General features: G+C 62.4%; 23 protein-coding genes and 1 pseudogene. 21 read left to right on the top strand and 3 right to left on the bottom strand.

What is annotated here, in order from left to right:
• Positions 1-4 precede the first annotated feature (4 nt).
• Together ABDX79_RS08685 and ABDX79_RS08680 are read left to right on the top strand one after the other, a co-directional pair.
• Positions 5-1423, top strand: a complete 1419-nt coding sequence (locus ABDX79_RS08685; RefSeq protein ID WP_346220111.1) for a sensor histidine kinase — start codon at positions 5-7, stop codon at positions 1421-1423.
• A complete protein-coding gene (locus tag ABDX79_RS08680) occupies positions 1404-4412 on the top strand; it encodes a bifunctional [glutamine synthetase] adenylyltransferase/[glutamine synthetase]-adenylyl-L-tyrosine phosphorylase (RefSeq protein WP_346219890.1) in 3009 nt (1002 codons plus the stop codon). Before ABDX79_RS08685 ends, ABDX79_RS08680 begins: the two co-directional genes overlap by 20 nt.
• 158 nt (positions 4413-4570) lie before the next feature.
• Here the strand turns inward: ABDX79_RS08680 and ABDX79_RS08675 are convergent, their stop codons facing one another.
• Positions 4571-4993 (bottom strand): NUDIX hydrolase, encoded by a 423-nt coding sequence (locus tag ABDX79_RS08675; RefSeq protein ID WP_346219889.1) that lies wholly within the window; start codon positions 4991-4993, stop codon positions 4571-4573.
• Positions 4994-5268: 275 nt separating this feature from the next.
• On the opposite strand from ABDX79_RS08675, the gene ABDX79_RS08670 reads away from it, so the two are divergent.
• From ABDX79_RS08670 to ccmB, 15 genes are all read left to right on the top strand, one after another.
• Positions 5269-5850, top strand: a complete 582-nt coding sequence (locus ABDX79_RS08670; RefSeq protein WP_346219888.1) for a LysE/ArgO family amino acid transporter — start codon at positions 5269-5271, stop codon at positions 5848-5850.
• A gap of 23 nt (positions 5851-5873) precedes the next feature.
• Entirely contained in the window at positions 5874-6752 is an 879-nt protein-coding gene (locus ABDX79_RS08665; RefSeq protein ID WP_346219887.1) for an aldose 1-epimerase family protein, read from the top strand.
• A 121-nt stretch (positions 6753-6873) separates the two neighbouring features.
• On the top strand, positions 6874-7941 hold the full coding sequence (gene trpS / locus ABDX79_RS08660) for a tryptophan--tRNA ligase (RefSeq protein WP_346219886.1): 1068 nt from the start codon (positions 6874-6876) through the stop codon (positions 7939-7941).
• Between the two features lie 58 nt (positions 7942-7999).
• A complete protein-coding gene (locus ABDX79_RS08655) occupies positions 8000-8494 on the top strand; it encodes a universal stress protein (RefSeq protein ID WP_346219885.1) in 495 nt (164 codons plus the stop codon).
• Between the two features lie 127 nt (positions 8495-8621).
• The gene (locus ABDX79_RS08650) at positions 8622-9185 is read left to right on the top strand and encodes a NifU family protein (protein WP_346219884.1); all 564 of its coding nucleotides are present in this window, start codon (positions 8622-8624) and stop codon (positions 9183-9185) included.
• A gap of 24 nt (positions 9186-9209) precedes the next feature.
• Complete coding sequence (gene tsaB, locus ABDX79_RS08645) at positions 9210-9908, top strand: tRNA (adenosine(37)-N6)-threonylcarbamoyltransferase complex dimerization subunit type 1 TsaB (RefSeq protein ID WP_346219883.1); 699 nt, start codon at positions 9210-9212, stop codon at positions 9906-9908.
• A 215-nt stretch (positions 9909-10123) separates the two neighbouring features.
• Positions 10124-10648, top strand: a complete 525-nt coding sequence (locus ABDX79_RS08640) for a GNAT family N-acetyltransferase (RefSeq protein ID WP_463671140.1) — start codon at positions 10124-10126, stop codon at positions 10646-10648.
• A gap of 40 nt (positions 10649-10688) precedes the next feature.
• Positions 10689-11495: a lyso-ornithine lipid O-acyltransferase gene (gene olsA / locus ABDX79_RS08635; protein ID WP_346219881.1), complete on the top strand. Its 807-nt coding sequence runs from the start codon at positions 10689-10691 to the stop codon at positions 11493-11495.
• Positions 11496-11765: 270 nt separating this feature from the next.
• On the top strand, positions 11766-13127 hold the full coding sequence (gene miaB / locus ABDX79_RS08630; RefSeq protein WP_463671148.1) for a tRNA (N6-isopentenyl adenosine(37)-C2)-methylthiotransferase MiaB: 1362 nt from the start codon (positions 11766-11768) through the stop codon (positions 13125-13127).
• 41 nt (positions 13128-13168) lie between these two features.
• Complete coding sequence (locus tag ABDX79_RS08625; protein WP_346220110.1) at positions 13169-14191, top strand: PhoH family protein; 1023 nt, start codon at positions 13169-13171, stop codon at positions 14189-14191.
• 44 nt (positions 14192-14235) lie between these two features.
• A complete protein-coding gene (gene ybeY / locus ABDX79_RS08620) occupies positions 14236-14790 on the top strand; it encodes an rRNA maturation RNase YbeY (RefSeq protein WP_463671147.1) in 555 nt (184 codons plus the stop codon).
• A gap of 46 nt (positions 14791-14836) precedes the next feature.
• Positions 14837-15994: a hemolysin family protein gene (locus ABDX79_RS08615; RefSeq protein ID WP_463671139.1), complete on the top strand. Its 1158-nt coding sequence runs from the start codon at positions 14837-14839 to the stop codon at positions 15992-15994.
• Positions 15995-16129: 135 nt separating this feature from the next.
• Positions 16130-17767, top strand: a complete 1638-nt coding sequence (lnt, locus tag ABDX79_RS08610; protein WP_463671146.1) for an apolipoprotein N-acyltransferase — start codon at positions 16130-16132, stop codon at positions 17765-17767.
• Between the two features lie 45 nt (positions 17768-17812).
• Positions 17813-18508 (top strand): heme ABC exporter ATP-binding protein CcmA, encoded by a 696-nt coding sequence (gene ccmA, locus ABDX79_RS08605; RefSeq protein WP_463671145.1) that lies wholly within the window; start codon positions 17813-17815, stop codon positions 18506-18508.
• Complete coding sequence (ccmB, locus tag ABDX79_RS08600) at positions 18505-19173, top strand: heme exporter protein CcmB (protein ID WP_346219876.1); 669 nt, start codon at positions 18505-18507, stop codon at positions 19171-19173. The genes ccmA and ccmB overlap by 4 nt, the downstream gene beginning before the upstream one ends.
• A gap of 4 nt (positions 19174-19177) precedes the next feature.
• Here ccmB and ABDX79_RS08595 read toward each other — a convergent pair whose 3' ends face one another.
• The gene (locus ABDX79_RS08595) at positions 19178-19507 is read right to left on the bottom strand and encodes a DUF6460 domain-containing protein (RefSeq protein ID WP_346219875.1); all 330 of its coding nucleotides are present in this window, start codon (positions 19505-19507) and stop codon (positions 19178-19180) included.
• A 160-nt stretch (positions 19508-19667) separates the two neighbouring features.
• Between ABDX79_RS08595 and ABDX79_RS08590 the strand changes: the two genes are divergently transcribed.
• The 4 genes and pseudogenes from ABDX79_RS08590 to ABDX79_RS08575 all read left to right on the top strand — a co-directional run bounded on the left by ABDX79_RS08590 (position 19668) and on the right by ABDX79_RS08575 (position 24029).
• Positions 19668-20321, top strand: coding sequence for a septation protein A (locus tag ABDX79_RS08590; RefSeq protein ID WP_346219874.1), 654 nt, complete (start codon positions 19668-19670; stop codon positions 20319-20321).
• Positions 20322-20414: 93 nt separating this feature from the next.
• The gene (locus ABDX79_RS08585) at positions 20415-21188 is read left to right on the top strand and encodes a tellurite resistance TerB family protein (protein ID WP_346219873.1); all 774 of its coding nucleotides are present in this window, start codon (positions 20415-20417) and stop codon (positions 21186-21188) included.
• 654 nt (positions 21189-21842) lie between these two features.
• Positions 21843-22664: pseudogene (locus ABDX79_RS19690) on the top strand (nitrate- and nitrite sensing domain-containing protein); the annotation flags it as partial.
• 120 nt (positions 22665-22784) lie between these two features.
• Positions 22785-24029, top strand: a complete 1245-nt coding sequence (locus ABDX79_RS08575; RefSeq protein WP_346219871.1) for a methyl-accepting chemotaxis protein — start codon at positions 22785-22787, stop codon at positions 24027-24029.
• A gap of 169 nt (positions 24030-24198) precedes the next feature.
• Here the strand turns inward: ABDX79_RS08575 and ABDX79_RS08570 are convergent.
• Positions 24199-24826: IS3 family transposase (locus ABDX79_RS08570; protein WP_346219870.1), on the bottom strand; the 628-nt coding region annotated here is incomplete at its 5' end.

Below are 24826 nucleotides of genomic sequence, written 5' to 3'. Positions count from 1 at the left end.
CGCGATCGTGCGACGCCTCAAGGCCCTTCTGAAGATGACGGCGGTGCGTCTTTCCGCCGTTTATTTCCTGATCTTCGCGTGCGGCGCCACCGGCCTCGTCTTCTACGTCACCAACACCGCCAGCGACATTATCGAGACCCAGGCACGCACCGGGATCGAAGAGGAGAAGGCGGAACTCGCGCAGATCTATCGCGTGACCGGCATTGTCGGCCTGGTGCGATCGATCGACCGGCGGGCACGCCAGCCGGGCGCGGGCCTTTATCTGGCAACCGATGCCACCGGGCGGATCATTGCCGGCAATGTGGAGAGCCTCCAGGCCGGCGTTCTCGATGAAGCCGGTTCGACGCCGGGTGCGTTCGGCTATTCGCGCTATGGCGATACCGGCGTCTACCACAGGGCGATCGCCGATGTCGTATCCCTGCCCAACGGCATGCGCGTTCTCGTGGGGCGCGACCAGAGCGATGCGCTCCGCTTCAAGGAGGTCGTTCGATCCGCGCTGATCCTCGCTCTTGCGGGAATGGGCGTCTTGGCGCTCATCGCCTGGTTCATCATCGGCCGCCGGGCCCTGATGCGTCTCGATAACATGTCGGCGGCTTCGAGCCGAATTCTCGCCGGTGATCTTGGTGAGCGGCTGCCGGTGGTCGGGGCGGGCGACGAGTTCGATCGTTTGTCAGAAAACCTTAACGCTCTTCTCGCACGCATCGCCGTTCTCCAGCAGGGCCTCAGGCAGGTGTCCGACAACATCGCCCACGACCTGAAAACACCCCTGGCGCGCCTGCGCTCGAAGGCGGAGGCTGCGCAGGCCGCCGCGAAATCCGAGGAAACGAAGGACAATCTGGACAGCATCATCGGCGATGCGGACCAGATGATTCGCACGTTCGACGCCCTCCTCATGATCTCGCGGGTCGAGGCGGGGTTCCATCCGATCCAGAAGGCGAAGCTCGATCTCGATGCCATCGCCGGCGATGTGAAAGAGCTCTACGAACCGCTCGCCGAGGAAGCGGGCGCCGAGCTGCATTTCACATCCGGCGGGCCGGTCGAGATCGAGGCGAGCCGCGAGCTCATCGCCCAGGGCATTTCCAACCTCGTCGACAACGCGCTCAAATACGGCGGCTCTCCGGACGGCACGATGACGGTGACGATCGCGATCGAGGAAGCGGAGGACGCCGCGCGCATCTGCGTGTCCGACAACGGTGCCGGTATTCCCGAGGACAAGCGCACGCGCGTGCTCGAACGTTTCTACCGGCTTGATGAGAGCCGCACGATGCCGGGCTCCGGGCTTGGTCTGTCCCTCGTCCAGGCGATCGCGGGCGTTCATGGTGGCCGTTTGAAGCTTGAGGATGCGGCTCCGGGTCTTAAAGTCGTTCTTGAACTGCCAAAACAGGCCAAGGACGGCGCGGGACATGACGACAGCGACACCTGACAATGCGGGTTCTCACAGCCTGAAGATCGGTGGTGATCTCAGACCGAGAGTTCTTCTCTCCGCAGATGATGGCCGCGACTGGCTTGCCGAACTTGAGGACGCGGCCCGTGCGGCCGGATCCGCCGCTCTGGCGGACTTCTGCGCATCCGGTACAGAGGATGCCGAGACACTTCGCGCGGTGATGGCCCTGTCGCCCTATCTGCGGTCCTCGATCCTCTGGCGGCCCGCGATCCTCGATCGCCTCCTGAGTGAGGACGCCAACCAGCGTTTCGAGACGCTCATTGCCGAACTTGGCACGCTTCCCGAACCGGACATGTCCGAAAGCGCCATCATGAAGCGACTGCGCGAGATCAAGCGGGAGGCATCGCTGCTTCTTGCCCTGCGCGATCTCTTCGGCGCGGCCTCTCCCGCCGAGACGACCGAGGCGCTTTCGAAGCTTGCCGAAGGCTCGATCCGCGCGGCCCTGCGCTTTGGACTGCGCGAGGCTCACAAGGCCGGCAAGCTGAAGCTGCCGAACCCCGAGACGCCCGAAGAGGGATCGAGCATCTTTATCCTTGCCATGGGCAAGCTCGGCGCCCGCGAACTCAACTATTCCAGCGACATCGATCTGATCGTCTTCTTCGACGACGATCTGGAAATCGCCAGCGATCCGATGGAAGCGGTCGGCACTTTCTCCAAGATCGTCCGCCGCCTCGTGCGCCTGCTCAACGAGCGGACCGGCGACGGCTATGTCTTCCGCACCGATCTGCGCCTTCGCCCCGATCCCGGCGCAATGCCGCTCGCGATCAGCACCGACATGGGCATGACCTATTATGAGGGCTCGGGACGAAACTGGGAGCGTGCCGCTATGATCAAGGCGCGGACCGTGGCGGGTGATTTCAAGGTGGGCGAGGCCTTTCTTTCCGAGCTCGCGCCGTTCGTGTGGCGCAAGTATCTCGACTTTGCCGCGATCGCCGACATTCAGGACATGAAGACACGGATCGACCGCCATCGCGGCTTCGGCGAGATCACTATTCCAGGCCACAATGTGAAGCTCGGCAGGGGCGGCATCCGCGAAGTGGAGTTCTTCGTCCAGACCCAGCAGCTGATTGCGGGCGGTCGAAGCCCGGCGCTCCGAACCCGCCGCACCGATGAGGCCCTGACGCTTCTTGCGAAATTCGAATGGTTGACCGACGACGAGCGGGATCGGCTTCTCGATGCCTACTGGTTTTTGCGTCGAATCGAGCACGTCATCCAGATGGTGGACGACGAGCAGACCCATGAATTGCCCGAGGATGACGAGGGGCTCGCGGGCATCGCCGGGCTTCTCGGCTTCGAGCGTGTCGAGGATTTCGAGCATGACCTGCTCGGCACCCTCCGCTTCGTCGATCAGCAGTTCAACGATCTCTTCAACGAGGGTCGGTCTCGCGAGGCGAACGGGGAAGGCGAGCCGGAGGCCGTCCTCCGCCTCCTCGTCAACGAGGCCGACACCGAGGGTCTCGCCGCCGTCAAGGCACTGGGTTTCAGCCGGCCGGAGGATGTCGCGCGGGTCGTCCGTTCGTGGAATTACGGACGCTACCGCGCGACCCGGACCGAGAAAGCCCGCGAGCGTCTTTCCGATGTCCTGCCGGCGCTCCTGAAAGCCTTCGCCGACGCGCCAGACCCGGACGGCACGGTCGCAGCCTTCGACAGTTTCCTCGCGGGTCTTCCGTCCGGCATCCAGTTCTTTTCGCTGATCGCGTCCAATCCGAAGACGCTCGATCTGTTGCTTCTCATCCTGACGGCCGCTCCGTCCATGAGCGCGACGCTTGCCCAGCGGCCCCATGTCTTCGATGCGCTGCTCGACCCGGCCTTCTTCGACGAAGTGCCCGATCGCGACCTGATGAAGACCAGACTGGACGGCTTTCTCGAAGATGCCGATGGCTATGAGGACATTCTCGCGCGCCTGCGCATCTTCGCCTCCGAGCAGCGGTTTCTCGTTGGCGCGCGCATGTTGTCCGGCGTCGTCGATCTCGCCGAAGCCGGACCCACCTTTTCGAACATTGCCGACGTCGTTCTCAATGCGCTTCTGATCGCGGTCGTCGAGGAGTTTTCCAGAGCCCATGGCCGCGTGCCGGGCATGCGGATCGCGCTTCTTGGCATGGGCCGCCTCGGCAGCCGCGAGTTGACGGCCTCCTCCGATGTCGATCTCATCCTGCTCTACGATCACGACGAGGACGCGGAGACCTCCGATGGTGACCGGCCCCTTGCGATCCAGGTCTATTTCACCCGGCTGACCCAGCGGCTCATTGCGGCGCTGACCTCGCCCATGCGTGAAGGCACCCTCTACGAGGTGGATTTCCGCCTGCGCCCGTCCGGCAATGCCGGCCCGCTCGCAACGCGTCTCGCCGCCTTCCGCAAATATCAGGAAAAGGACGCCTGGACGTGGGAGCGCATGGCGTTGACCAGGGCTCGCACGTTGGCCGGCGACGGCGAGATGCAGGATGCCGTCATGGAGATGATCGCCGAGCTTCTCTCGCGGGAGACAGATCCGGCTGCGGTGAGCCATGATGTGGTTGCCATGCGCGGGCGGATCGGCCGCGACAAGCCTGCACGCGGGCCGCTCGACCTGAAGCTTCGGCCGGGTGGTCTTGTCGATCTCGAATTTATCGCACAGTGGGCGCAACTGAGCGGCCGCACACCAGCCGTTCCGGGGCGCGAGACGGCGGATATCCTGGCGAATTTCGAGAGCGAGAACGGCGGGAGCGGAGATATCTCGCTCGCCAGCGCCAAGCAGCAACTTTCCTCCGTCACGCAGCTTGCGCGATTGGCCCCCGCCGGCACGAACGAGATCGAAGGCCTGCCGTCGCGCCTGATCGACCGCATTGCGCGGGAGTTCGATGTGGAGGGCGCGGCCGGGATCGCCGAGGCACTCGACGCGATCACGGCATCCGTTCGCGAACGGTTCGTGGCGCTTGTCGGCGATCCGGATGCCGTAAACGCCGATGGAGAGAAGAGCGCGGAGGCCTGAGGATTTCTACCTTATACCGGCGGACCTTTGAAACCATCGGTTTCATGGGTCGTCGGCAGCCCGAGCGGCGTTTGAGCCGTTTGCCGGGCGTGGACTGGCCCAACGGGTCAATTCATTCGTCCGGCGGTTTTAGAGCATCAGACTTATCACCCTGTACTCTAATCCAGGACGTTATCCAGCTTGCCCAACAGCGAGCGCAGATCCTTCTCGTCCACGCTTTTCGCGGCATCCTTGTACGCGAACCATTCGCGGCGTCGCTGTTCGTGTTCCGGCCACTCGTCGAGAAGGTCCTCGACGGGCATCGCAAAGACGTGGACGCGGCAAGGCGTGCGCTTTTTGCGGCTAATGACCTTGTCGTAATCGTAGGTGCCGATCGGACGCTTCGTCGTCTTGCCCACGACACCTGCTTCCTCATAGGCCTCGATCTCGGCTGCCCGGCGCAGCTGCTTGCCTGGCATCGGCCAGCCCTTCGGCAGCACCCAGCGCCCGGTATCGCGCGATGTCACGAGCAGCACTTCGAGGTCACCGTCGGGAGACCGTCGGTAGGGTAAGGCAGCGGTCTGTCTCCGGCGTTTTGGCATGATTCGAGTAAGCGTGCCTTTCGCGCGAAGATCGTTAGGGATTGCAGGCAGGAACGCCGCGATGCGGGCGCGGGAACATGATTACAGGAACACGACGGCTCTGATAAGGCGAAAATGATGTTTCCGGCCATCCATTTATGCCTCGGTCAAGGTTTATCCTGCGACCCGGCGATAGCGGATGATCAACCATCTGGCTAAAAGCCCCCTGAAAGACGTCTCCTTCCAGCGGATCCTACGTTTTGCTACCCAGTTTGTCAGCCGCACTTATAGGTTTCATGACGGCGTTCAGCCTGATCCTCGCGATCGGGTCGCAGAATGCGTTCGTCCTTCGCCAGGGCCTCAAAGGCGAGCATGTGCTGCCGATCGTGTTGACCTGTGCCTTTTCGGACGCGGTTCTGATCACCCTCGGCGTCACGAGCTTCACCACCGTTTCCGAAATTCTGCCCAGTGTCGAGATCTACATGCGCTGGTTCGGCGCGGCCTTCCTCGTCTGGTACGGGGCGACACGCATTTGGGCCGCTTATCGCGGTGGTGAAGAGGGGATGGCGACCGAGGGGGAGACGACTTCCAGTCTCAGGACGGCGATCCTCGCCTGTCTCGCCTTCACCTTCCTCAATCCGCATGTCTATCTCGACACGGTGATTTTATTGGGGTCGATCGCGAGCCAATTCGACGGTCGTGCGTTCTTCTTCGGTCTCGGCGCGGTGACAAGTTCGTTCGTGTTCTTCTTCTCGCTTGGATACGGTGCCCGTCTCTTGCGCCCGCTTTTCGTCAAACCGGCGGCTTGGCGGGTTCTGGACGGCCTCATCGGACTGATCATGTTCATGATCGCCTTTGCACTTCTTGCGGGCGGTTGACGATTCTTGACAAGGAGAGCCCGGTGAGCCGGACGTTTGAAATCGCAAGCAACGGCGTCACCGCCGTCGTCAGCCGCATTGGAGCGGAACTCCGCAGCCTGAAGGACAAGGACGGGCATGAACTGCTCTGGCAGGCCGGCCCCGAATGGCCACGCCACTCGCCGCTGTTGTTTCCCGTCGTCGGACGGTTGACGGGAGATCACCTCAATCACGACGGAAAGTCCTATCCGCTCACCCAGCATGGTTTCGCCCGCGACATGGCCTTCGAGGTGATCGAAGAGGACGAGCGAAGCGTTGCCCTGCGCCTCACCGACGATGATGAGACGCGCAAGCGATATCCGTTCCCGTTCGTCCTCGATGTCCATGTGGAAGCCATCGGGACGACCTTGTCGGTTCGCACGAAGGTGACCAATCCCGGCAAGACGCCGATCGCTTGCGGCATCGGCGCCCATCCGGGGTTTGCCTGGCCCCTGGCGGACGGCGTTCGGAAAGACCAGCACCGGATCATCTTCGAGCACCGCGAGACCGGAAAGGCGAGGGGCGTCGAAGGCGGCCTTCTGACCGATTCCCATCCGCTGCCATTCGACGGCGCGGTGCTGCCGCTTTCGGAGACGCTCTTCGAGAAAGATGCTCTCGTCATGCCGGGCCTCGACAGCCGCTCGGTCACCTATGAAGCGATTTCGGCCGACGGCAATCTGGTCCGCGCGCTGACGGTCTCCTGGGATGGCTACAAGGATCTCGGCATCTGGTCGAAGCCCGGTGGCGCGCCCTTCGTCTGCATCGAGCCCTGGTATTCCATGGCGAGCCCGGAGGGCTGGGACGGCGACATCTTCGACAAGCCCGGTATCCTGACGCTCGACCCCGGCGCTTCGGAGAGCTTCGTCTGGTCGGTGACCGTCTGAACCCTCGCGGCCGGCCTCATCGGCGCGAGGCGACTTGATCCTGTCCGCACGCTCGTTCATAAGCGCCGCGTTCTTCAGGGAATGATCTTCCACAGCTTTTCGTCATCGGGAGTATGCCGGAATGAGCGATTTCGCGCCGCGCGTCCTGTCGGGCATCCAGCCGACCGGCAATCTTCATCTCGGCAATTATCTGGGCGCGATCAAAAAGTTCGTCGCCATGCAGGAGGAGATGCCCTGTCTCTTCTGCGTGGTCGATCTTCACGCGATCACGGCCAAGCTGGTGCAGGACGATCTGGCGAGCCAGACGCGCTCTATCGCGGCTGCGTATCTCGCCGCCGGGATCGATCCGGAGCGCGCGGTGATCTTCAACCAGAGCCGCGTCTCCGGCCACGCCGAACTCGCCTGGATCTTCAACTGCGTCGCCCGCATCGGCTGGATGAACCGGATGACCCAGTTCAAGGACAAGGCCGGAAAGGACCGGGAGAACGCCTCCCTCGGCCTTCTCGCCTATCCCTCGCTGATGGCGGCGGATATCCTCGTCTACCGCGCAACCCATGTGCCGGTCGGCGACGATCAGAAGCAGCATCTGGAACTGACCCGCGACATCGCCATCAAGTTCAACAATGACTTTTCCGACCGCATCGAGAAGACCGGCCTCGGCCGCGAGATCCAGATGGGCGACGAGGTCGTCCACGGCTATTTCCCGATCACCGACCCGATCATCGAAGGGCCGGCGACTCGCGTGATGAGCCTCAAGGACGGCTCGAAGAAGATGTCGAAGTCGGACCCGTCCGATCTCTCGCGCATCAATCTCACCGACGATGCCGACGCCATCGCGCGCAAGGTGAAGAAGGCGAAGACCGATCCCGATGCGCTTCCCTCGGAAGCGGCGGGCCTCGCGGGCCGTCCGGAGGCGGAGAATCTCGTCGGCATCTATGCCGCGCTGTCCGGCGAGACGCGCGATCAGGTGCTCGCCCAGTTCGGCGGCAAGCAATTCTCGGAATTCAAGCCTGCGCTCGTTGAGCTTGCGGTGACGGCGCTCGGCCCGGTGACGGGCGAGATGCGACGGCTCCTCGACGATCCGGGCCATATCGATGCCGTGCTCAAGGCGGGCGGAGACAAGGCCAACGAGATCGCCGCAAAGACGATGCGCGACGTCAAGGACATCATCGGCATGCTGCACGACTGATGGCGATGAGCGAAAAGACCGGCTTGCCCTTGGCCGGTAAGCCTGCCATCTAGCGAGTATGGTATCGAGACGCATAGGTCCCCGTGAAGGCGGCAAACGCAAGTTTCTGGCGATCATCGACGATACGCCGGAATGCCTGCGCGCCGCTGAATATGCCGCGTGGCGCGCAAAGACATCCGGCGGTGCAGCCGTCTTCCTCTACGTCGTTCGATCCGGCGAGTTCGAGGGGCAATGGCTCGGCGTCGAGGAGATCATGCGCGCCGAGGCGTTGGAAGAAGCGAGCACCCGGCTCGATCGGATCGCCGAAAATTTGCGCGTGAAGGTCGGCATCGAACCCGAGACATTGGTGCGCGAAGGCGAGGTCGTGCCCGAGATCGGCAAGGTGATCGAGGACGACAAGGAAATCGCCATTCTCGTTCTGGCGGCAGCCGACGGTAAGGAAGGTCCGGGCCCGTTGGTCATGGGCGCCGTGGGCAAAGGAGCCGGATATTCCATTCCCGTCACGATCATCCCGGCTTCGCTCGACGACGAGGAACTGGCGAGCCTGACCTGATCGCGGGCCGTGAGGTCGACGCGCCGGAGCACCGCTTGCACCGAGCGGGCATCGGCATTAAGTTTAGAACAATTCCAAAGAGCGCCGTCGTCCGTCTCAGGATCAATGGCGGCAAAAGGATCGAGCGATGTTCATCCAGACCGAAGTCACGCCGAATCCGGCGACCCTCAAATTCCTGCCCGGACGCGTCGTCCTGGAGCAGGGCACCGAAGAATTCACGACCATCGAGGAGGCGGCCCAGCGCTCTCCGCTTGCAGCTCGGCTTTTTGAAGTCGAGGGTGTGACGGGCGTGTTCTTCGGCTTCGATTTCGTGACCGTCACCAAGGATCGGGGCGATTGGGCTCATCTCAAGCCCGCGATCCTCGCCGGCCTGATGGAGCATTTCGTCGCCAACCGGCCGGTGATGGCGGAAACCTCGGCGGCCGATCATGAGCCGGGTGAGGAATTCTTCGACGAGGGTGACGAGGAAACGGTCGCGACCATCAAGGAGCTGATCGAGACGCGCGTTCGTCCGGCGGTTGCCCAGGATGGCGGCGACATCACCTTCCGCGGCTATCGCGATGGCACGGTCTATCTTAATATGCGTGGCGCCTGTTCGGGTTGCCCGTCCTCGACGGCAACCCTGAAGCACGGCATCCAGAACCTTCTGCGTCACTTCGTGCCCGAGGTCGAGGAAGTCGAAGCGGCCTGATTTCCGGCGGCTTCCATTTCCTCGATGCCTCAACCTGACGACCGCCTGATCCTTGCGATCGATACGGCCCTCGACGACTGTTCGGCGGCCGTTTTCGACGTGTTGGAGGATCGCCTTCTCGCCGCGCGCACCGAGCGGATCGTTCGAGGCCACGCGGAGCGTCTGCCGGCCGTGATCGATGCGGTGCTCGGCAAAGCCGGCTGCTCGTTTCCAGACATTTCCAAACTCGTCGTCACCATCGGGCCCGGATCGTTCACCGGCGTTCGCGTCGGTGTCGCGGCGGCGCGCGGTTATGCACTTGCTCTGGGGATCCCGGCACTCGGGATCACGACACTGGAAGCGATGGCGGCGGCTATTCGCCGTGACGCCCCGGTTCTGGCCGTTCACGATGCCAAGCGCGGCGAGGTTTATGCTGTCCTTATGTGCGCCGATGGCAGCGTTCTGAGATCCCCGGTAGCGATCGAACCAGATGCTCTTGCCGACTTCGTCTCGGCCTGTACCGGGCGCATACAGCTGACCGGATCGGGTGCCGCTATCGCGGCCGAGGTCCTCGGGGCGAGCCGCGCTGAAATCGTGAACGGCGACAGCGAAGTCGATATCGAGACCGTCGCGCGGCTCGCTGCCGCCGGCCGATATCTGCGGGACGTCAAGCCGCTCTACCTCAGAACAGCGGACGCCAAACCGCCCTCGCGTCCCTTCAGCCTTTTTGCCGATACAGCCTGAACGCAGCGGCATGTCGTGCCACGAACGCATATTATCCGAAGAGGCAATCCCGTCCGTTGGGCGGCTTCGTAGCTGCCGGTATTAAGCCTGTCGGATTTATCCTAAAATGCGGCTCTTGCAGACAAGTGCCTTTCGCGAACATTCTGTCAAAAGGAGACGGGGCGAATGGCGCAAGCTGACTGCCCGATCGAATCCGCCGGTCGAAAGGACGTGCGATGTACTGGATGCTGCCTTGGATTTGGTCCGTTTCATTCATGAACGGTTTGATTCAGCGTGGTGAAATCGTTGCGACTCCTCTCGCCGACGAGGATCTCGACGATGCGGCCCGGCTTCATGCCGAAGCCTTCCTTCAGCCGTGGTCGGGCGACGAGCTCGGCTCTCTCCTGTTCCAGAAGGGCTCTTTCGGCTTTGCCGCACGTCGGATCGGCGCGCCCGGTACGGCGCCGCTTGGTTTCGTGCTCGCCCGTTTGATCGAGGGGGAAGCAGAGATCTTGACGATCGCGGTGGCGAAAGAGGCGCGCGGTCGCGGGGTCGGTCGCCTTTTGATGGATACGGTTCTCGCCCATCTTCATGCCGAGCGCGCCAAGGTCATCCATCTCGAAGTCGACGAGACCAATACCGGCGCATTGGCACTTTATCGGGGCCTCCGCTTTGTGGAAGCAGGCCGCCGGCCGGCCTATTACGCACAGGCCGACGGCAAGCGTACCAGCGCGCTGACGCTCAGCCGCCAGCTCGATTGACGCGTTCACCGATGCTCCATTCCAAAAGCGCCGAGCGGCGATGATCGCAAAGCTTCGGATTGCATGGGTCATCGCCGCCCTCCTGGCGACGACCCTCGTTCTGCTTCCGGCTCAGGCGCTGGCCATGGCGTGTGGCTGGAAGCTCGCGAACCGCATTCCGATGGTCTGGCAGCGGGTTGCGGCGAAGGTGACGGGCATCCGCGTTCATGTTGCGGGCACGCCGTCCCGCGATCGCCCTTTGCTCCTCGTGTCGAACCATGTGTCCTGGGCGGATATCACCGTCCTCGGCTCGGTCCTTCCGCTCTCCTTCATCGCCAAGTCCGAGGTGAAGGATTGGCCGATCTTCGGCTGGCTCGCTATTTTACAGCGCACGGTTTTCGTGAAGCGGCAGGCGCGCGGGGAAACCGGCAAGCAGACGGACGCGATCGCGGAGCGCCTGACGGCCGGCGACGTGATGGTGCTCTTTGCCGAGGGGACGACCTCCGACGGCAACGAAATTCGCATCTATAAGACCGCGCTTTTCGGCGCGGCTCAGGCCTCCCTGAAGAATTCCGAGAGTGGGAGCGTTCAGATTCAGCCGGTCGTCATTGCCTATACCCATTCCCGTGGCTTTCCGCTCGGTCGCTCGGGGCGTCCTCTCGCCGCTTGGCCCGGCGATGTCGAGCTTCTTCCCCATCTCACCCGGTTTCTTATCGAAGGGCGTGTCGATGCGACGGTCGCGTTCGGCGAGCCGATCCGCTTTACGCCCCACAGCAATCGCAAGATCGTCGCAAAACAGTGCGAAGTGGAAGCGAGGCGCTTGCTTGCTGATGCCCTGGCGGGCAAGCTCGTCACGAGACGGCGCTGATGGCTTTCGGCCAGCGCGCCCCTGACGGCTTGCACGGCGAGGGACAACAAGACTAAGACGACCGGAAATCGAAGGATCGAACAGGGATTTGGATCGTTTTCGGCATTGTGCCCGTTGTGGGCTAGCAAGGCCGAGCACGGTCGAAAAGGCGATATGGAAGACGGCGCACTGACGACGAACGATCTCCGGGCAGAAACCGCGCAAGGAGGCGAGCCGGAAACGGCCCGCACGAATACGCGTAAGGTCTTCGTGAAGACCTATGGCTGCCAGATGAACGTCTACGATTCCCAGCGCATGGGCGATGCCCTGTCCGGCGAAGGCTATGAGCCGACATCGGTGATCGAGGAAGCCGACCTCGTCCTGCTCAACACCTGTCACATCCGGGAGAAGGCGGCCGAAAAGATCTATTCGGAACTCGGGCGTATCCGGGATCTGAAGGCCGAGCGCGCGACGCGCGGGCTTTCGACGCAAGTTGCGGTCGCCGGATGTGTTGCCCAGGCCGAGGGCCGCGAGATCATCGCCCGCGCGCCGGTCGTCGATCTCGTCATCGGGCCGCAGACCTATCATCGCCTGCCGCAGGCTCTTGCCCGCGCCGCTGGCGGCGAGAAAGTGGTCGAGACCGAATACGCCGTCGAGGACAAGTTCGAGGCGCTTCCACAATCAGAACGCCGCCAGATCAGGTCGCGCGGCGTCACGGCCTTCCTCACGGTTCAGGAAGGGTGCGACAAGTTCTGCACCTTCTGCGTCGTGCCCTACACGCGCGGTGCCGAGGTCTCGCGGCCTTTTGCCCAAATTATCGCCGAGGCGAGGTCCCTTGCCGAGGCCGGCGTCCGCGAGGTCACGCTGCTTGGTCAGAACGTCAATGCCTGGGACGGCGAGGACGAAGCCGGGCGCCCGATCGGTCTCGGCGGTCTACTTCATCGTCTCGCGGAGGTTCCCGGTATCGCACGGCTGCGTTACACGACCTCCCATCCGCGCGACATGGATGCCGAGCTGATCGCCGCCCATCGCGACCTGGCGAGCGTGATGCCCTATCTGCATCTGCCGGTGCAGTCGGGCTCCGACACGATCCTGAAGGCGATGAACCGCAGGCATACGGCGGACGATTATCTGCGGGTGCTCGACACGATCCGCGAGGCCCGGCCCGACATCGCGCTTTCCGGCGATTTCATCGTCGGCTTTCCGGGCGAGACGGATGCCGATTTCGAGGCAACGATGCGCCTCGTGCGCGAGGTGCGTTATGCCTCCGCCTTCACCTTCAAATATTCGCCGCGTCCCGGCACGCCCGGTGCAGAAATGGACGGCCATATCGCAGAGGCTGTGAAGGATGCTCGGCTTCAGGAGCTGAATGCGCTCCTGCGCGAGCATCAGGCAGAGTTCGCCGAAAGCCTTGTCGGCAAGTCCCTGAGCGTTCTCATCGAGAAGCCGGGCCGTCATCCCGGACAGATCGCGGGCCGCTCGCCCTACCTCCAGCCTGTCGTTCTGCCCGAGGGCATGGGGGCGATCGGCGACATCGTCGATGCGACCATCACGTCGACCGGTCCGAATTCGCTTCTCGCCGAGGGCATGACAAAACCCTCGGCAATTCCTACCTCTTCCTCCGAGGCTCCCACCATGAGGTCCGTTGCTTGAGCTACACCCGCGAAAAGTCAGATCGAACGGGCGCGTCCGACATGGCGCACATCCTGCTGACTTTCGAAGACAACCGTCTGGCCGGCGCCCTGTTCGGCCAGTTCGACGAGCATCTGGCGGTCATTGAACAGAAGCTGAAACTCGATGCGGCCGCGCGGGGCAATCAGGTGGAGATCCGCGGCGAGCCGATGGCCGCCGAACAGGCCCGCCGCACGCTGGAAAGCCTCTACGAGCGGCTTCAGTCCGGCGCCGAAATCGGTGTGAAGGATGTGGAAGGCGCGATCCGCATGGCCGTCGCCCTCGATGACCAGCTCGATCTGCCGACGCTCGAAACAAAGGGCCGGATGTCACTGGCGCAAATCTCGACGCGTCGCCGCACGATCCATGCACGCACGCCGACGCAGGACGCCTATATGCGCGCCCTCGACCGGGCGGAACTCGTCTTCGGCGTTGGTCCCGCAGGCACCGGCAAGACCTATCTCGCCGTCGCCCATGCCGCCATGCTGCTTGAACGCGGCGCGGTTGATCGAATCATTCTGTCGCGTCCCGCCGTCGAAGCCGGCGAACGGCTTGGCTTCCTGCCGGGCGACATGAAGGAGAAGGTCGATCCCTATCTCCGTCCGCTCTACGACGCGCTTTACGACATGATTCCGGCCGAAAAGGTGGAACGCGCGCTCGCCGCCGGTGCGATTGAAATCGCGCCGCTTGCCTTCATGCGCGGGCGCACGCTGTCGAACGCTGCCGTCATTCTGGACGAGGCCCAGAACACGACATCGATGCAGATGAAGATGTTTCTGACGCGGCTTGGCGAGAATGCGCGCATGGTGGTTACCGGTGATCCCTCCCAGGTCGATCTGCCGCCAGGCCAGGTCTCCGGTCTGGTCGAGGCTTTGCGGGTGCTCGACGGCGTCGACAAGATCGTCACGGTCCGCTTCAAGGCGGCCGATGTCGTACGCCATCCGCTGGTTCAGTCGATCGTCGAAGCCTATGAGGGCGATGCTGCCAGACGCGCGCCCACGAGCGCCAGCATCGAACGGCATCCACGCAAGTCCGCCGGCGAATGAGCGCCGCTCCTCATCCTATGACCGAGCCCGGTGACGATAGCGGAATGGCGGCAACAGCCGGGGAAACATGGGTGTCGCTTGCGCTCGCCATGGAGGACAAGCGCTGGGATACGGCGCTCGGCGATCCGGAGGCTTTCATCTCTAAAACGCTCGACGAGGTCGCGCTTCGCTTCGACTTTCCGGCCGATTTCGTGAGCGAACTTTCCGTCACGCTGTCGGACGACGAAACGGTTCGCGAGATCAATCGGGAATGGCGCGAGAAGGACAAACCGACCAATGTCCTGTCCTTCCCGATGGTCGAACTCGAACCCGGCGATCGGCCCGGTCCGCTCGTCGGCGATCTGATCCTCGCCTTCGAGACCTGCGAGCGGGAAGCGCTGAGCGAAGCGAAACCATTCGTGAATCACGCCCGCCATCTTCTGGTCCACGGTTTCCTGCATTGTCTCGGCTACGACCACATCGAGGACGACGAAGCCGAAGAGATGGAAGCCCTCGAGACATCCATTCTTGCAGGTTTCGGGATCCCGGACCCATATGACGTTGCGGATTTAGACCCTTCGCGCGATAATCGCGACGAGGGAAAGGCCGGTGTCGCATGAGGCCCAGCCGCCATGCCGACGAATTGACTTAACGATCAAACGAGAAATGAACACTTCCACGAATGCCACCGCGCAGTCCGGCACAGCCGGCGATCAAGGCGGAGATCAACACGCCGGGCCTCAAGCCGAGCCTGCTTCCGGCGAAGACCGAAGTCGGCCGCAAGGCGAGGCGAAGAGCCGCGACGGCTTCTTCTCCAACGTCTTGTGGCGATTTCGCCCGCGCATGCCCAAGCTCATGCGCGAGGATCTGACCCAGGCGCTCTCCCAGCCCAACGACGACGAGGACGGTGCCGACAACTTCTCGCCCGAGGAACGGGCGATGCTCAACAACATCCTGGCCCTGCGCGAGGTGCGAGTCGAGGACATCATGGTGCCGCGCGCCGATATTCAGGCGGCCGACATCAACATGACTCTCGGCGACCTGATGAAGCTGTTCGAGTCGAGCGGCCATTCGCGCATGCCGGTCTATGGCGAAAGCCTCGATGATCCGCGCGGGATGATTCACATCCGCGACGTGGTCGGCCATATCACCCGCGTCGCGCGGCCCGCTCGCGGCCGCAATGGCGGCGTTCACGGGCGGTCGAACGGGAACGGACATGCCAACGGCTCGTCCGGAACCAACGGCTCGGACAAGGACAAGAAGCCGAAATCCGGTCTCGACCTGCGCCAGATCAACCTCGCACGCACGGTCGAAAGCCTCGGCATCCTGCGCAAGGTTCTGTTCGTTCCACCGTCCATGCCCGCCTCGGACCTGATGGCCCGCATGCAGGCGACCCGAACGCAGATGGCCCTCGTCATCGACGAATATGGCGGCACCGACGGTCTCGTCTCGCTGGAAGACGTCATCGAGATGGTCGTCGGCAATATCGAGGACGAACATGACGACGAGGCCCCGATGATCCGTCTGGCGGGCGACGGCATCTATACCGCCGATGCCCGTGCCGGCCTCGATGAGGTCAAGGCGATGATCGGCGAGGATTTCGATGTGTCGGAATACGAGGAAGAGGCCGATACAATCGGCGGACTTCTCTTTTCCGAACTCGGGCGCGTGCCGACGCGCGGCGAGGTGGTTCAGGCCGTGCCGGGATTCGAGTTCCAGGTGCTCGAGGCTGATCCGAGGCGTGTCAAACGCGTCCGGATCGTGCGCTTCCGCCAGGGCGAGAAGCGTCGCCGTATCGTCGAAGGTCTCGCGGCGGCATCGTAATCGATGTCGCCCAGCTTGTTTCGCAAAAGCCCGGCGGCTTAAAAACGATCCGACCATGGCGATTCGTGCCATGGCTCGGACCCTTTAAGCGAAGCGGATCATCCTAGGTGATAGAACTTGGCTAGTGCCGGCGTCATGGAGAGGCGGTCGCTGTTCGACCGTCTGGCAGGCCGATTGATCCTCGCGTCCGGCTGGCGCCGCGCGCTGATCGCGCTCCTTGCCGGTGCCACCGCGACAGCCGCGCTTGCGCCGCTGGACTTTCCCTTCGCCGGTTTCATCGCCTTTCCGGTTCTTGTCTGGCTGCTGGATGGCGTTGGCGTCGATGTCGAGGCCGGACGCATCCGCCGTCTCGGCCAGCCTTTCATGATCGGCTGGCTCTTCGGCTTCGGCTATTTCGTTTCCGGCCTCTGGTGGCTCGGCGCAGCGCTCCTGGTGGATGCGGGCAGCTTTATCTGGTTTTTGCCGCTCGCCGTTCTCGGCCTGCCGGCGGTGCTGGCTATCTTCTTCGGCCTCGCGGCGGTCCTGTCACGCCTGTTCTGGTCGGATTCGGCCTGGCGCATTCTTGGTCTTGCCGCCTCGTTCGGCTTTGCCGAGTGGCTGCGCTCCTTCATCCTCACCGGCTTTCCGTGGAACGAGATCGGCTACATGGCGGCTAGCCATGCCGTCCTGATGCAAAGCGTCAGCGTGATCGGCGTTGGCGGCCTCACCGTTCTTGCCGTTCTCGTCTTCTCCGCGCCGGCTGTTCTCGTGGATCGTCGCGGCCGCTTGCCGGTCGTCGCGCTCGCCGTCCTCATCCTCATCTCAGATCTCGGCTACGGCATCTGGCGGCTCGAGACCAATGCGACCACGTTCAACCAGACCGTCGCGCTTCAGCTCGTCCAGCCGAACATTCTCCAGAGTCTCAAATGGGACCCGGAGATCGCCGAGAAGAATTTCGACAAGCTGATCGATCTGACGCTGTCGAAGGAGGCGTCGCCCGGATCGCCCGAGGGGAGGGGTGCCGGCCAGGAAAATGCGCCGCGCCGCCTGATCATCTGGCCCGAAACGGCCTTCCCCTTCGTGCTGACCGACCGGCCGGACGCGATCTCCCGTCTCGCCGATACGCTTTCGGCCGGCGAAACGCTGATCGCGGGCGCTGCCCGCGTCGATCGCTCGGAAGAGGGCCGGCAGCGCGTCTACAACACGATCTACGTCATCGACGACGAGGGGACGATAAAGAACGCCAGCGACAAGGTGCACCTCGTTCCCTTCGGCGAATATCTTCCCTTTCAGGATCTTCTGGAATCCTGGGGCATCTCGAACCTGGTCAACATGCCGGGCGGCTTTTCCGCAGGCCCCATGCTGGAGCCGGTGCCGCTGGAGGACGCGCCACCCTATCTGCCGCTCATCTGTTACGAGATCATCTTCCCGTCGGAAATCAAGGTCGGCGAGCCGGCACCCGGCTTCATTCTGAACGTCACGAACGACGCCTGGTACGGCGACACGCCCGGTCCCTACCAGCATCTGCGCATGGCGAATGTGACGGCCGTCGCGCTTGGCTTGCCGCTGGTGAGAAGCGCCAACACAGGCATCTCCGTCGTGACGGACGCATTCGGGCGCGAAATCGGAGGCCTTGGCCTTGGCGTCACCGGCAATCTCGTCGCCAGCCTGCCCGCGGAGACGGTCGTCACGATCTACCGGACCTATGGCGACCGCATTTTCTTCGTGCTGCTTCTCGTCTTCGCAGGCGTTTCTCTCGGCGCCAGACTGGCCCTGCGCCTCGGAAGACGCTAATCCCTCTGTCCATGAAGGGCGGGACGTTTTGACGATACTTTCATGCTGACGATCGCGGCGGAAGCGCTGAGTGTCGGGCGCGGCCGGACGGTTGCCGCCGGTCCGCTGGACTTTTCGCTCTCGGCAGGCGAGGGGCTTGTCGTCACGGGTCCCAACGGCGCGGGGAAATCGACGCTCCTGCGCACGCTCGCAGGCCTTCTTCATCCCTTGAGCGGCCGCATCCATCTTGAGGGCGCGCTGGCCGCGGATGGCGAGGACGCCCGCTCGATCGCCGAGATCGCCCATTATGTCGGCCACCGCAATGCCATGAAGCCCGGCATTTCCGTCGGCCGCAATCTCGATTTCTGGCGCAAGACCCTGCGGCTCGCAGGCGATGGTGTCGAAAATGCGGAGGCGCTCTCGGCCGTCGGCCTTCCGGATCTGAGCGCGCTTCCGTTCGGCTATCTCTCCGCCGGCCAGCAGCGCCGCGCCTCGCTCGCGCGCCTCCTCGTCGCACCGCGCGATGTCTGGGTGCTCGACGAGCCGACCGCTGCGCTCGACGCCGAAGCGCAGGTTCTCTTCGGCAGGCTGATGGAGCGGTATCTCGCGGCGGGCGGCGTCGTCATCGCGGCTACCCATCAGCCGCTCGGTCTTGAAAGTGCCAAGCGTCTCGATCTCGCAAAGACATCAAGCAAGGCGCTGCCAGCTCCCTCCGCCATGCTGAGCGAGGACGAACTCGCCGAAGCGGAGGGCTGGCTGTGAGATCGCTTTCGGCCCTTTATGTCCGGGATCTGAGGCTTGCCATCTCCGGCGGTGGCGGCGCGATGATCGGCGTCATCTTCTTTCTCGCCGTCATTGCGACGGTCCCGTTCGGGATCGGCCCGGACCTCAATTTGCTGTCGCGGATCGGTCCTGCGATTCTCTGGATCGGCGCGCTGCTCTCGACGCTTCTCACCCTCGATCGCCTGTTTCAGGCCGATCGCGACGACGGAACTCTCGACCTCCTCATCATGGGTCAGACGCCCATGGTGGCGGTGGTGTTTGCCAAATGCGCTGCGCTCTGGACCGCGAGCGGCCTCCCGCTCGTGGTCGCTGCGCCGTTTCTCGGCCTGTTCCTGGCGATGGAGCCGGATGCCATTGCAGCGGCGACGCTGACGCTCCTCGTCGGAACGCCGGCCATCACGTTTATCGGTGCCGTCGGTGCCGCCGTTGCCGTCGCGCTTCCACGCGGCGGGCTTCTCGTGTCGGTGCTGGTGTTGCCGCTGGCGATCCCGGTGCTGATCTTCGGCGTCTCGGCGAGCTACGGCGCGGTGAACGAGCCCGACCCGTTCCTTTCGCCTTTCCTCATCCTCAGCGCGCTGACACTGTTTTTCGGCACTCTGGGCCCGGTTGCTGCGGGTGCCGCGCTCAGGGCCAGCGCCGACTGAACCATCAATACCGCCCGCGTCCGCCCATCTTCATAATGCGCATGACGATGAAGATCGGTACGACGATCACCGCGCCCAGCAGGAAATAGGTGATGACGTTGTCGATCGAGCCAAATGCGACATTGACGACGCGGTTGAAGGTGTCGACGAACCAGTTGACCACGCTTCTCGGCGAGATTTCGAACCAGGACAGAAGCAGGCCGACGAAGATCGACATGAGAATGAGGCGGATGCCGACGCCCAGCGGCGAGCCGCCGAGGAAGCGCTCCACACGGTGGGAAACGCGGCCTCTGCCATAGCGTGAGCCATCGTCGTGATCGGAAATTTCTCGCATCGGTCTCGCTTTGCTCATGCCGGTGTGGTTTGACGCTGGCCAGGATATAGGAAGCGGGCTTGGCGAAATTCAGCCCATTTGTTGCAAACGACTTCGAAATGCCGCGAACACCGCCGATATGAGGTGGTGATACGCATTGAAGAGCGAAGAGAATTCATTCATGGCCGATCGCATCATAGAACGCGGGCCGGGCAACCCGGCGAAGAAGGAGATGAATCCGCTCCTCAAATTCGCGCTGGAGCTGGGGCCCCTTGTGGTTTTCTTTTTCGCCAACAATCGCGGCGAGCAATTGGCGAAGACCTTTCCAGTGCTTCAGGAACTCGGCGGTCCGCTCTTCATCGCGACGGCGCTCTTCATGGCGGCGCTGGCGATCTCGCTCGCCGTTTCCTACGCCATTCAGAGAACCCTGCCGATGATGCCCCTCGTTTCGGGCATCGTCGTTCTCGTCTTCGGTGGGCTGACCCTCTACCTGCAGGACGAGACCTTCATCAAGATGAAGCCGACCATCGTCAACGGGCTTTTCGCGGCCATTCTCCTGGGCGGCCTCTTCTTCCGCAAATCGCTTCTCGGCTATGTGTTCGATCAGGCGTTCAAGCTGGATGCCGAGGGCTGGCGCAAGCTGACGCTCAACTGGGGCCTGTTCTTCATCTTCCTCGCCGTTCTCAATGAGGTCGTCTGGCGCAATTTCTCGACCGATTTCTGGGTTGGCTTCAAGGTCTGGGCGACGATGCCGATAACCATCATCTTCATGCTGACCCAGTACCCGCTCATCAAGAAGCATTCGCTGGAGCCGATGGGCAAGGATAAGCAGTAGACGCATGCGATCCGGCTGCCCTCGCGGTATTGCCAATCGCGTCGGTCGTTTCGATATCCGGGGTCAGCGATACACCAATCGAGGACCCGACCCATGGATATCCAGCGCCTTCTCTCCGATTTCCTCGGCAGCCAGACGCAGGGCTCGTCGTCCCACCGCAATCCTTGTCGCGCGGGTGACGTGCCAAAGGGCGGCAGCTCGGGCGGCTCGCTGATCGATCAGGTCGGCGGTATGCTGCAGGGGCGGGGTGGCTCCATGGTGACGAGCGCGGTCGTCGGCGGGCTTGCGTCCCAGCTCTTCAAGAAGAAGCGCGCAAAGTCCTTCGGCGGCAGCGCGCTAAAGCTTGGCGGCGCCGCGCTCGTCGCGGGGCTCGCCTATAAGGCCTATCAGAATTACCAGACGAAATCCGGCGCCACCGCGCTGCCCGGCGCAGAACCTGTGCAAAGCCTTCCATCCACACAAAGTCCCGATGAGGTGCCTGAACCCCACGGCACCGCCTTCATGCCATCGGGCGAGGAGGACGACCGCGCCCGGCTGATGCTCTCGGCTATGATCGCCGCCGCCAAGGCCGACGGCTATATCGATGCCGACGAGGAAAAGGCGATCTTCGGCAAGATCGATGACATGGAAATGGCGAGCGACGAAAAGGCCCTCGTCATGGACGAACTTCGCCGCCCGAAAACGGTGGACGATCTCGCCGCCGAAGCGAAGACCCCCGAAGTCGCCATGGAAATCTATACAGTCTCGGTGTTGGCGATCGACGCCGACCACCCGGCAGAGCGCGCCTATCTCGATCTCCTCGCCGCGCGGCTGGAACTGCCCGCCGAACTTGCCCACGAGATCCGGGAGACAGCCGGCGCGGAATAGTGAATCCTCGGATCACAGTCCGCAATATGACCTTCGGGAGGACGCAGAAGGCCATCCATCAGATGGCTTCATGACCGAGTCGCGCGAGATGAGGCGAAGCGTCCTCCAGCGTGTGGTAACCCGTTCGATCGCTTCGCGGTGACGGTTTTCACGAACGCGTCTGTGCGGTGTGTTTTCATGAGAAAGCCGGCTGCATGAGCCGGACGCCCTGTCATACCAAGGGGCATATGAAGCCAACGGTTTCAAAGGTCCGCCGGGAGCCCGAACGGCGCCTGAGCCAAACGCCGGACAAATGCTGGCAGCGGCAGTTTACGCCCGCCAGTTATTTCAGCCTGATGCCCGCATCGCGGGAAGCAAAGCTCCTTCGGTCGCCGCCCGGCAATCCTGCACGCCTGCGCCTTTATGAGACGCTCGCAAAACGCGCCGAAAAAAGATCGACGTCGTAAACTTGTGTCAGAATCGCGCCTTTCTTCCGTCTCGAGCACGGCGTTTCGCCAATGTCTCCAGCGCAGGTCAGCGACTCTGAATTGAACTCCACATCTAAAGCCATCATAAAATAAGGCATTTTTAACAAATAAAAAATATAAGCAAAGCGAATTAGAAACCTCAAAATTCACACGTTTAAGTCGTTATGCGCGTAAGAGGACGTGAGCCATGCGCCTGAGAGATATCCCCGTTGGCATCCGTTTGGCTGCAACGCTTTTAATACCCGCCGCACTCCTCATCTTCGTGGCACAATCGGATTTGCGTGCTTCTTGGACGCGTTATCACCACATGTACGATCTTCGTGACGCGACTATGGAGATCGAAATTGTCGCAAACCTCATCCACGCGCTGCAGGTCGAGCGCGGGACGACGGCAGCTTTCATCGGCAGCGGCGGGACACAGATGGGTGAGGCGATGCAAAAGGCGCGTGTCGTCACTCACGAAGTCCACGAGGATTTCGAGAATTCCGAGCACGCAATCGAAAAGGTCGGCGATCAATACGCCGCGCCCCTGATGGCGCGCATAGACCCGATGACACATGACGGAATGGAGAAAATCCGGGCCCGGATCGATGCGTCGACCATTACGGCAGCGGAAAGCTTTAAATTCTATACCGACCTCATTGATGGTTTGACCGCCCTTTCTGTCTCCCTTCATCACGCTATCGACGAAATGAAGATCGCGGCGCCGCTTGCGGATTTCACCCTGCTCTTGAAGGCCAAAGAGTTTGCCGGGCAGGAACGGGGCCTCGGCGCAGGTGCGATCAGCGCCGCCCGCTTTTCGCCGGATCAATATTTCCGTTTCATTGAAATGGGCGGCAAAGAGGATGCACTGATAGACCTCTACTACCAAGGTGTCGGTCCAGAAACAGCCGATGACGCCCGAAGGCGACTTGAAACTTCGCGAACGGCTATGATCGCCCTGCGGCGGGAGATGGTTGCAAATGGTCGATACACGGATTTGTCGACACAAAATGCAGCCAAGTGGTTTGAAATCGCAACAAACCGTATCAACGTTATGCGACAGCTTTCCGAAGAAACAATCCACCGCATCGAAGCGAGCGCTGTTGCTTTGGGTAATCAGGCCTATGCTGAATTTGTCAAGCTTGCTGTGATCGTTGTCTGTCTCACGCTCGTCGTCGCCGCCGTGACCCTGGTTCTTGCCCGCTCGATTTCGCGTCCAATACAGGCCCTGACGGACAGCTTGAAGGCTTTGCTGCAGGGAAGCGCGGAGATGCGCGGTATCGACGATACGAGACGGGATGAGCTCGGCGAAATGGCGCGGACCGTTCGCGGCATCATCGTCCAGACCGAAGAGCGCGCCATCAAGGAACGGGACGAGGAAGCCGCGCGGGTCGCAGAGCGCGACCGCGTCAGAGCCGCGAACGAGGCCGAAAGGGCAGAGACCGCAGCTGCATCACTGCTGGCCGTCGAAGAGCTCGGAACGGCGTTGAAGCGCCTCTCGGAAGGCGATCTCAGCTATCGCATCAAGACCCGGTTCGCCGATACGTTCGAGCCTTTGCGCGAGAACTTCAATCGCTCGCTCGCCTCGCTCGACGACGCCGTGAAGGCGGTTGCCGAGGTGTCCGGTTCGCTGCGTGGCAATACCAGCGAATTGCAGATGGCCTCTGACGATCTTTCCCGGCGCACCGAACAACAGGCCGCAGCCCTGGAACAAACGGCGGCAGCGCTGAGCGAGGTTTCTCAAACGGTGGCAAGCAGCACGAAGCGAGCCGAGTTGGCGGGAGGCATCGTCGCCAAGGCCGCGAAGGAAACCCAAAGCTCGAATGCCGTCGTCAAGGAGACTGTCGCGGCGATCCGGGCCATCGCGGCCTCCTCGGAAGAGATCACCCGCTTCGTCGGCGTCATCGACGAGATTGCCTTCCAGACCAATCTTCTGGCGCTGAACGCCGGCGTCGAAGCCGCTCGAGCCGGGGAGAGCGGCAAGGGGTTCGCCGTCGTCGCCAGCGAAGTGCGAGAACTCGCCCAGCGCTCGGTCGGTGCCGCCAAGCAGATCAAGGAACTGGCCGCCCGTTCCGTGACCGAGGTGGACAACGGTGTTGCTCTGTCTGAACAGACCGGGGTGTCGCTCGAATCCATCCTGCAGCAGATCGAGACGGTCCATCGGGAGATGCAGGCGATGATATCCTCGGCACAGTCGCAATCGAGTGCGATCGCGGAGGTCAATCAGGCAATTCTTCAAATGGATATGACCACCCAGCAGAACGCTGCGATGGTCGAGCAGTCGACCGCTGCCACCACCAATCTTTCCGAGCAGGCGCATACGCTCGATGCCAAGGTGGCCGGTTTCATCCTGTCCGGCAGCCAGCGAGTCGGCTACAACCTCGCCGCTTGAGGTTGGAGCGGATATCGGTCGGTGAAGCAGGCCTTTGCTTCACCGCCAATTTCGCGAAAACCATGAGAGATGATCGCGATTGCATTGGCTTGCCCGCCCGTTTGGATCGTGTCTCACTGTGTCGTGGAGCTGACGTGGCCTGCCCCTACCGGGTGGTCCGGGGTGAATCTTAGTGCATTGTCGGCCTCTGCGCCACGGCTGGCGTGGTCGGCGACGCCGGTCCGTTAAGCGGCGCCGGCCATTGAACGGCTTCTGGAGCCGGCGGCCGGTACCCGAGCGATGAATGCGGACGTGCCGTGTTGTAGTGGTGGCGCCAGCTTTCGATCACGATTTTAGCCTCGGCGAGTGAGTAGAAGATCTCACCGTTCAGAAGCTCGTCCCGGAGCTTGGAATTGAAGCTCTCGCAATAGCCGTTCTCCCACGGATTGCCGGGCTCGATGAACGCCGTCTTCGAACCGACCGCGACGATCCATTCCCTGACCGCTTTCGCGATGAACTCCGGGCCATTGTCCGACCTCACATGTCCGGGCGGACCACGCAGAATGAACAAGTCCGTCAGGACATCAATGACGTTGATCGAGTTCAGCTTCCGATCGATCCGGATCGCCAGGCTTTCACGGGTGAACTCGTCGATAACATTCAGCATGCGGAACTTCCTTCCGTCATGTGTCCGGCTTTCCACGAAGTCATAGGACCAGACATGGTTGGGATACTCCGGTCGCAGACGGATGCACGATCCGTCATTCAGCCAGAGCCGGCCTCTCTTCGGTTGCTTCTGTGGGACTTTGAGCCCTTCC

The organism is Fulvimarina fulva (assembly GCF_039652615.1).
GTDB lineage: Bacteria > Pseudomonadota > Alphaproteobacteria > Rhizobiales > Rhizobiaceae > Fulvimarina.
This window is presented reverse-complemented; position numbering and strand designations above follow the sequence as displayed.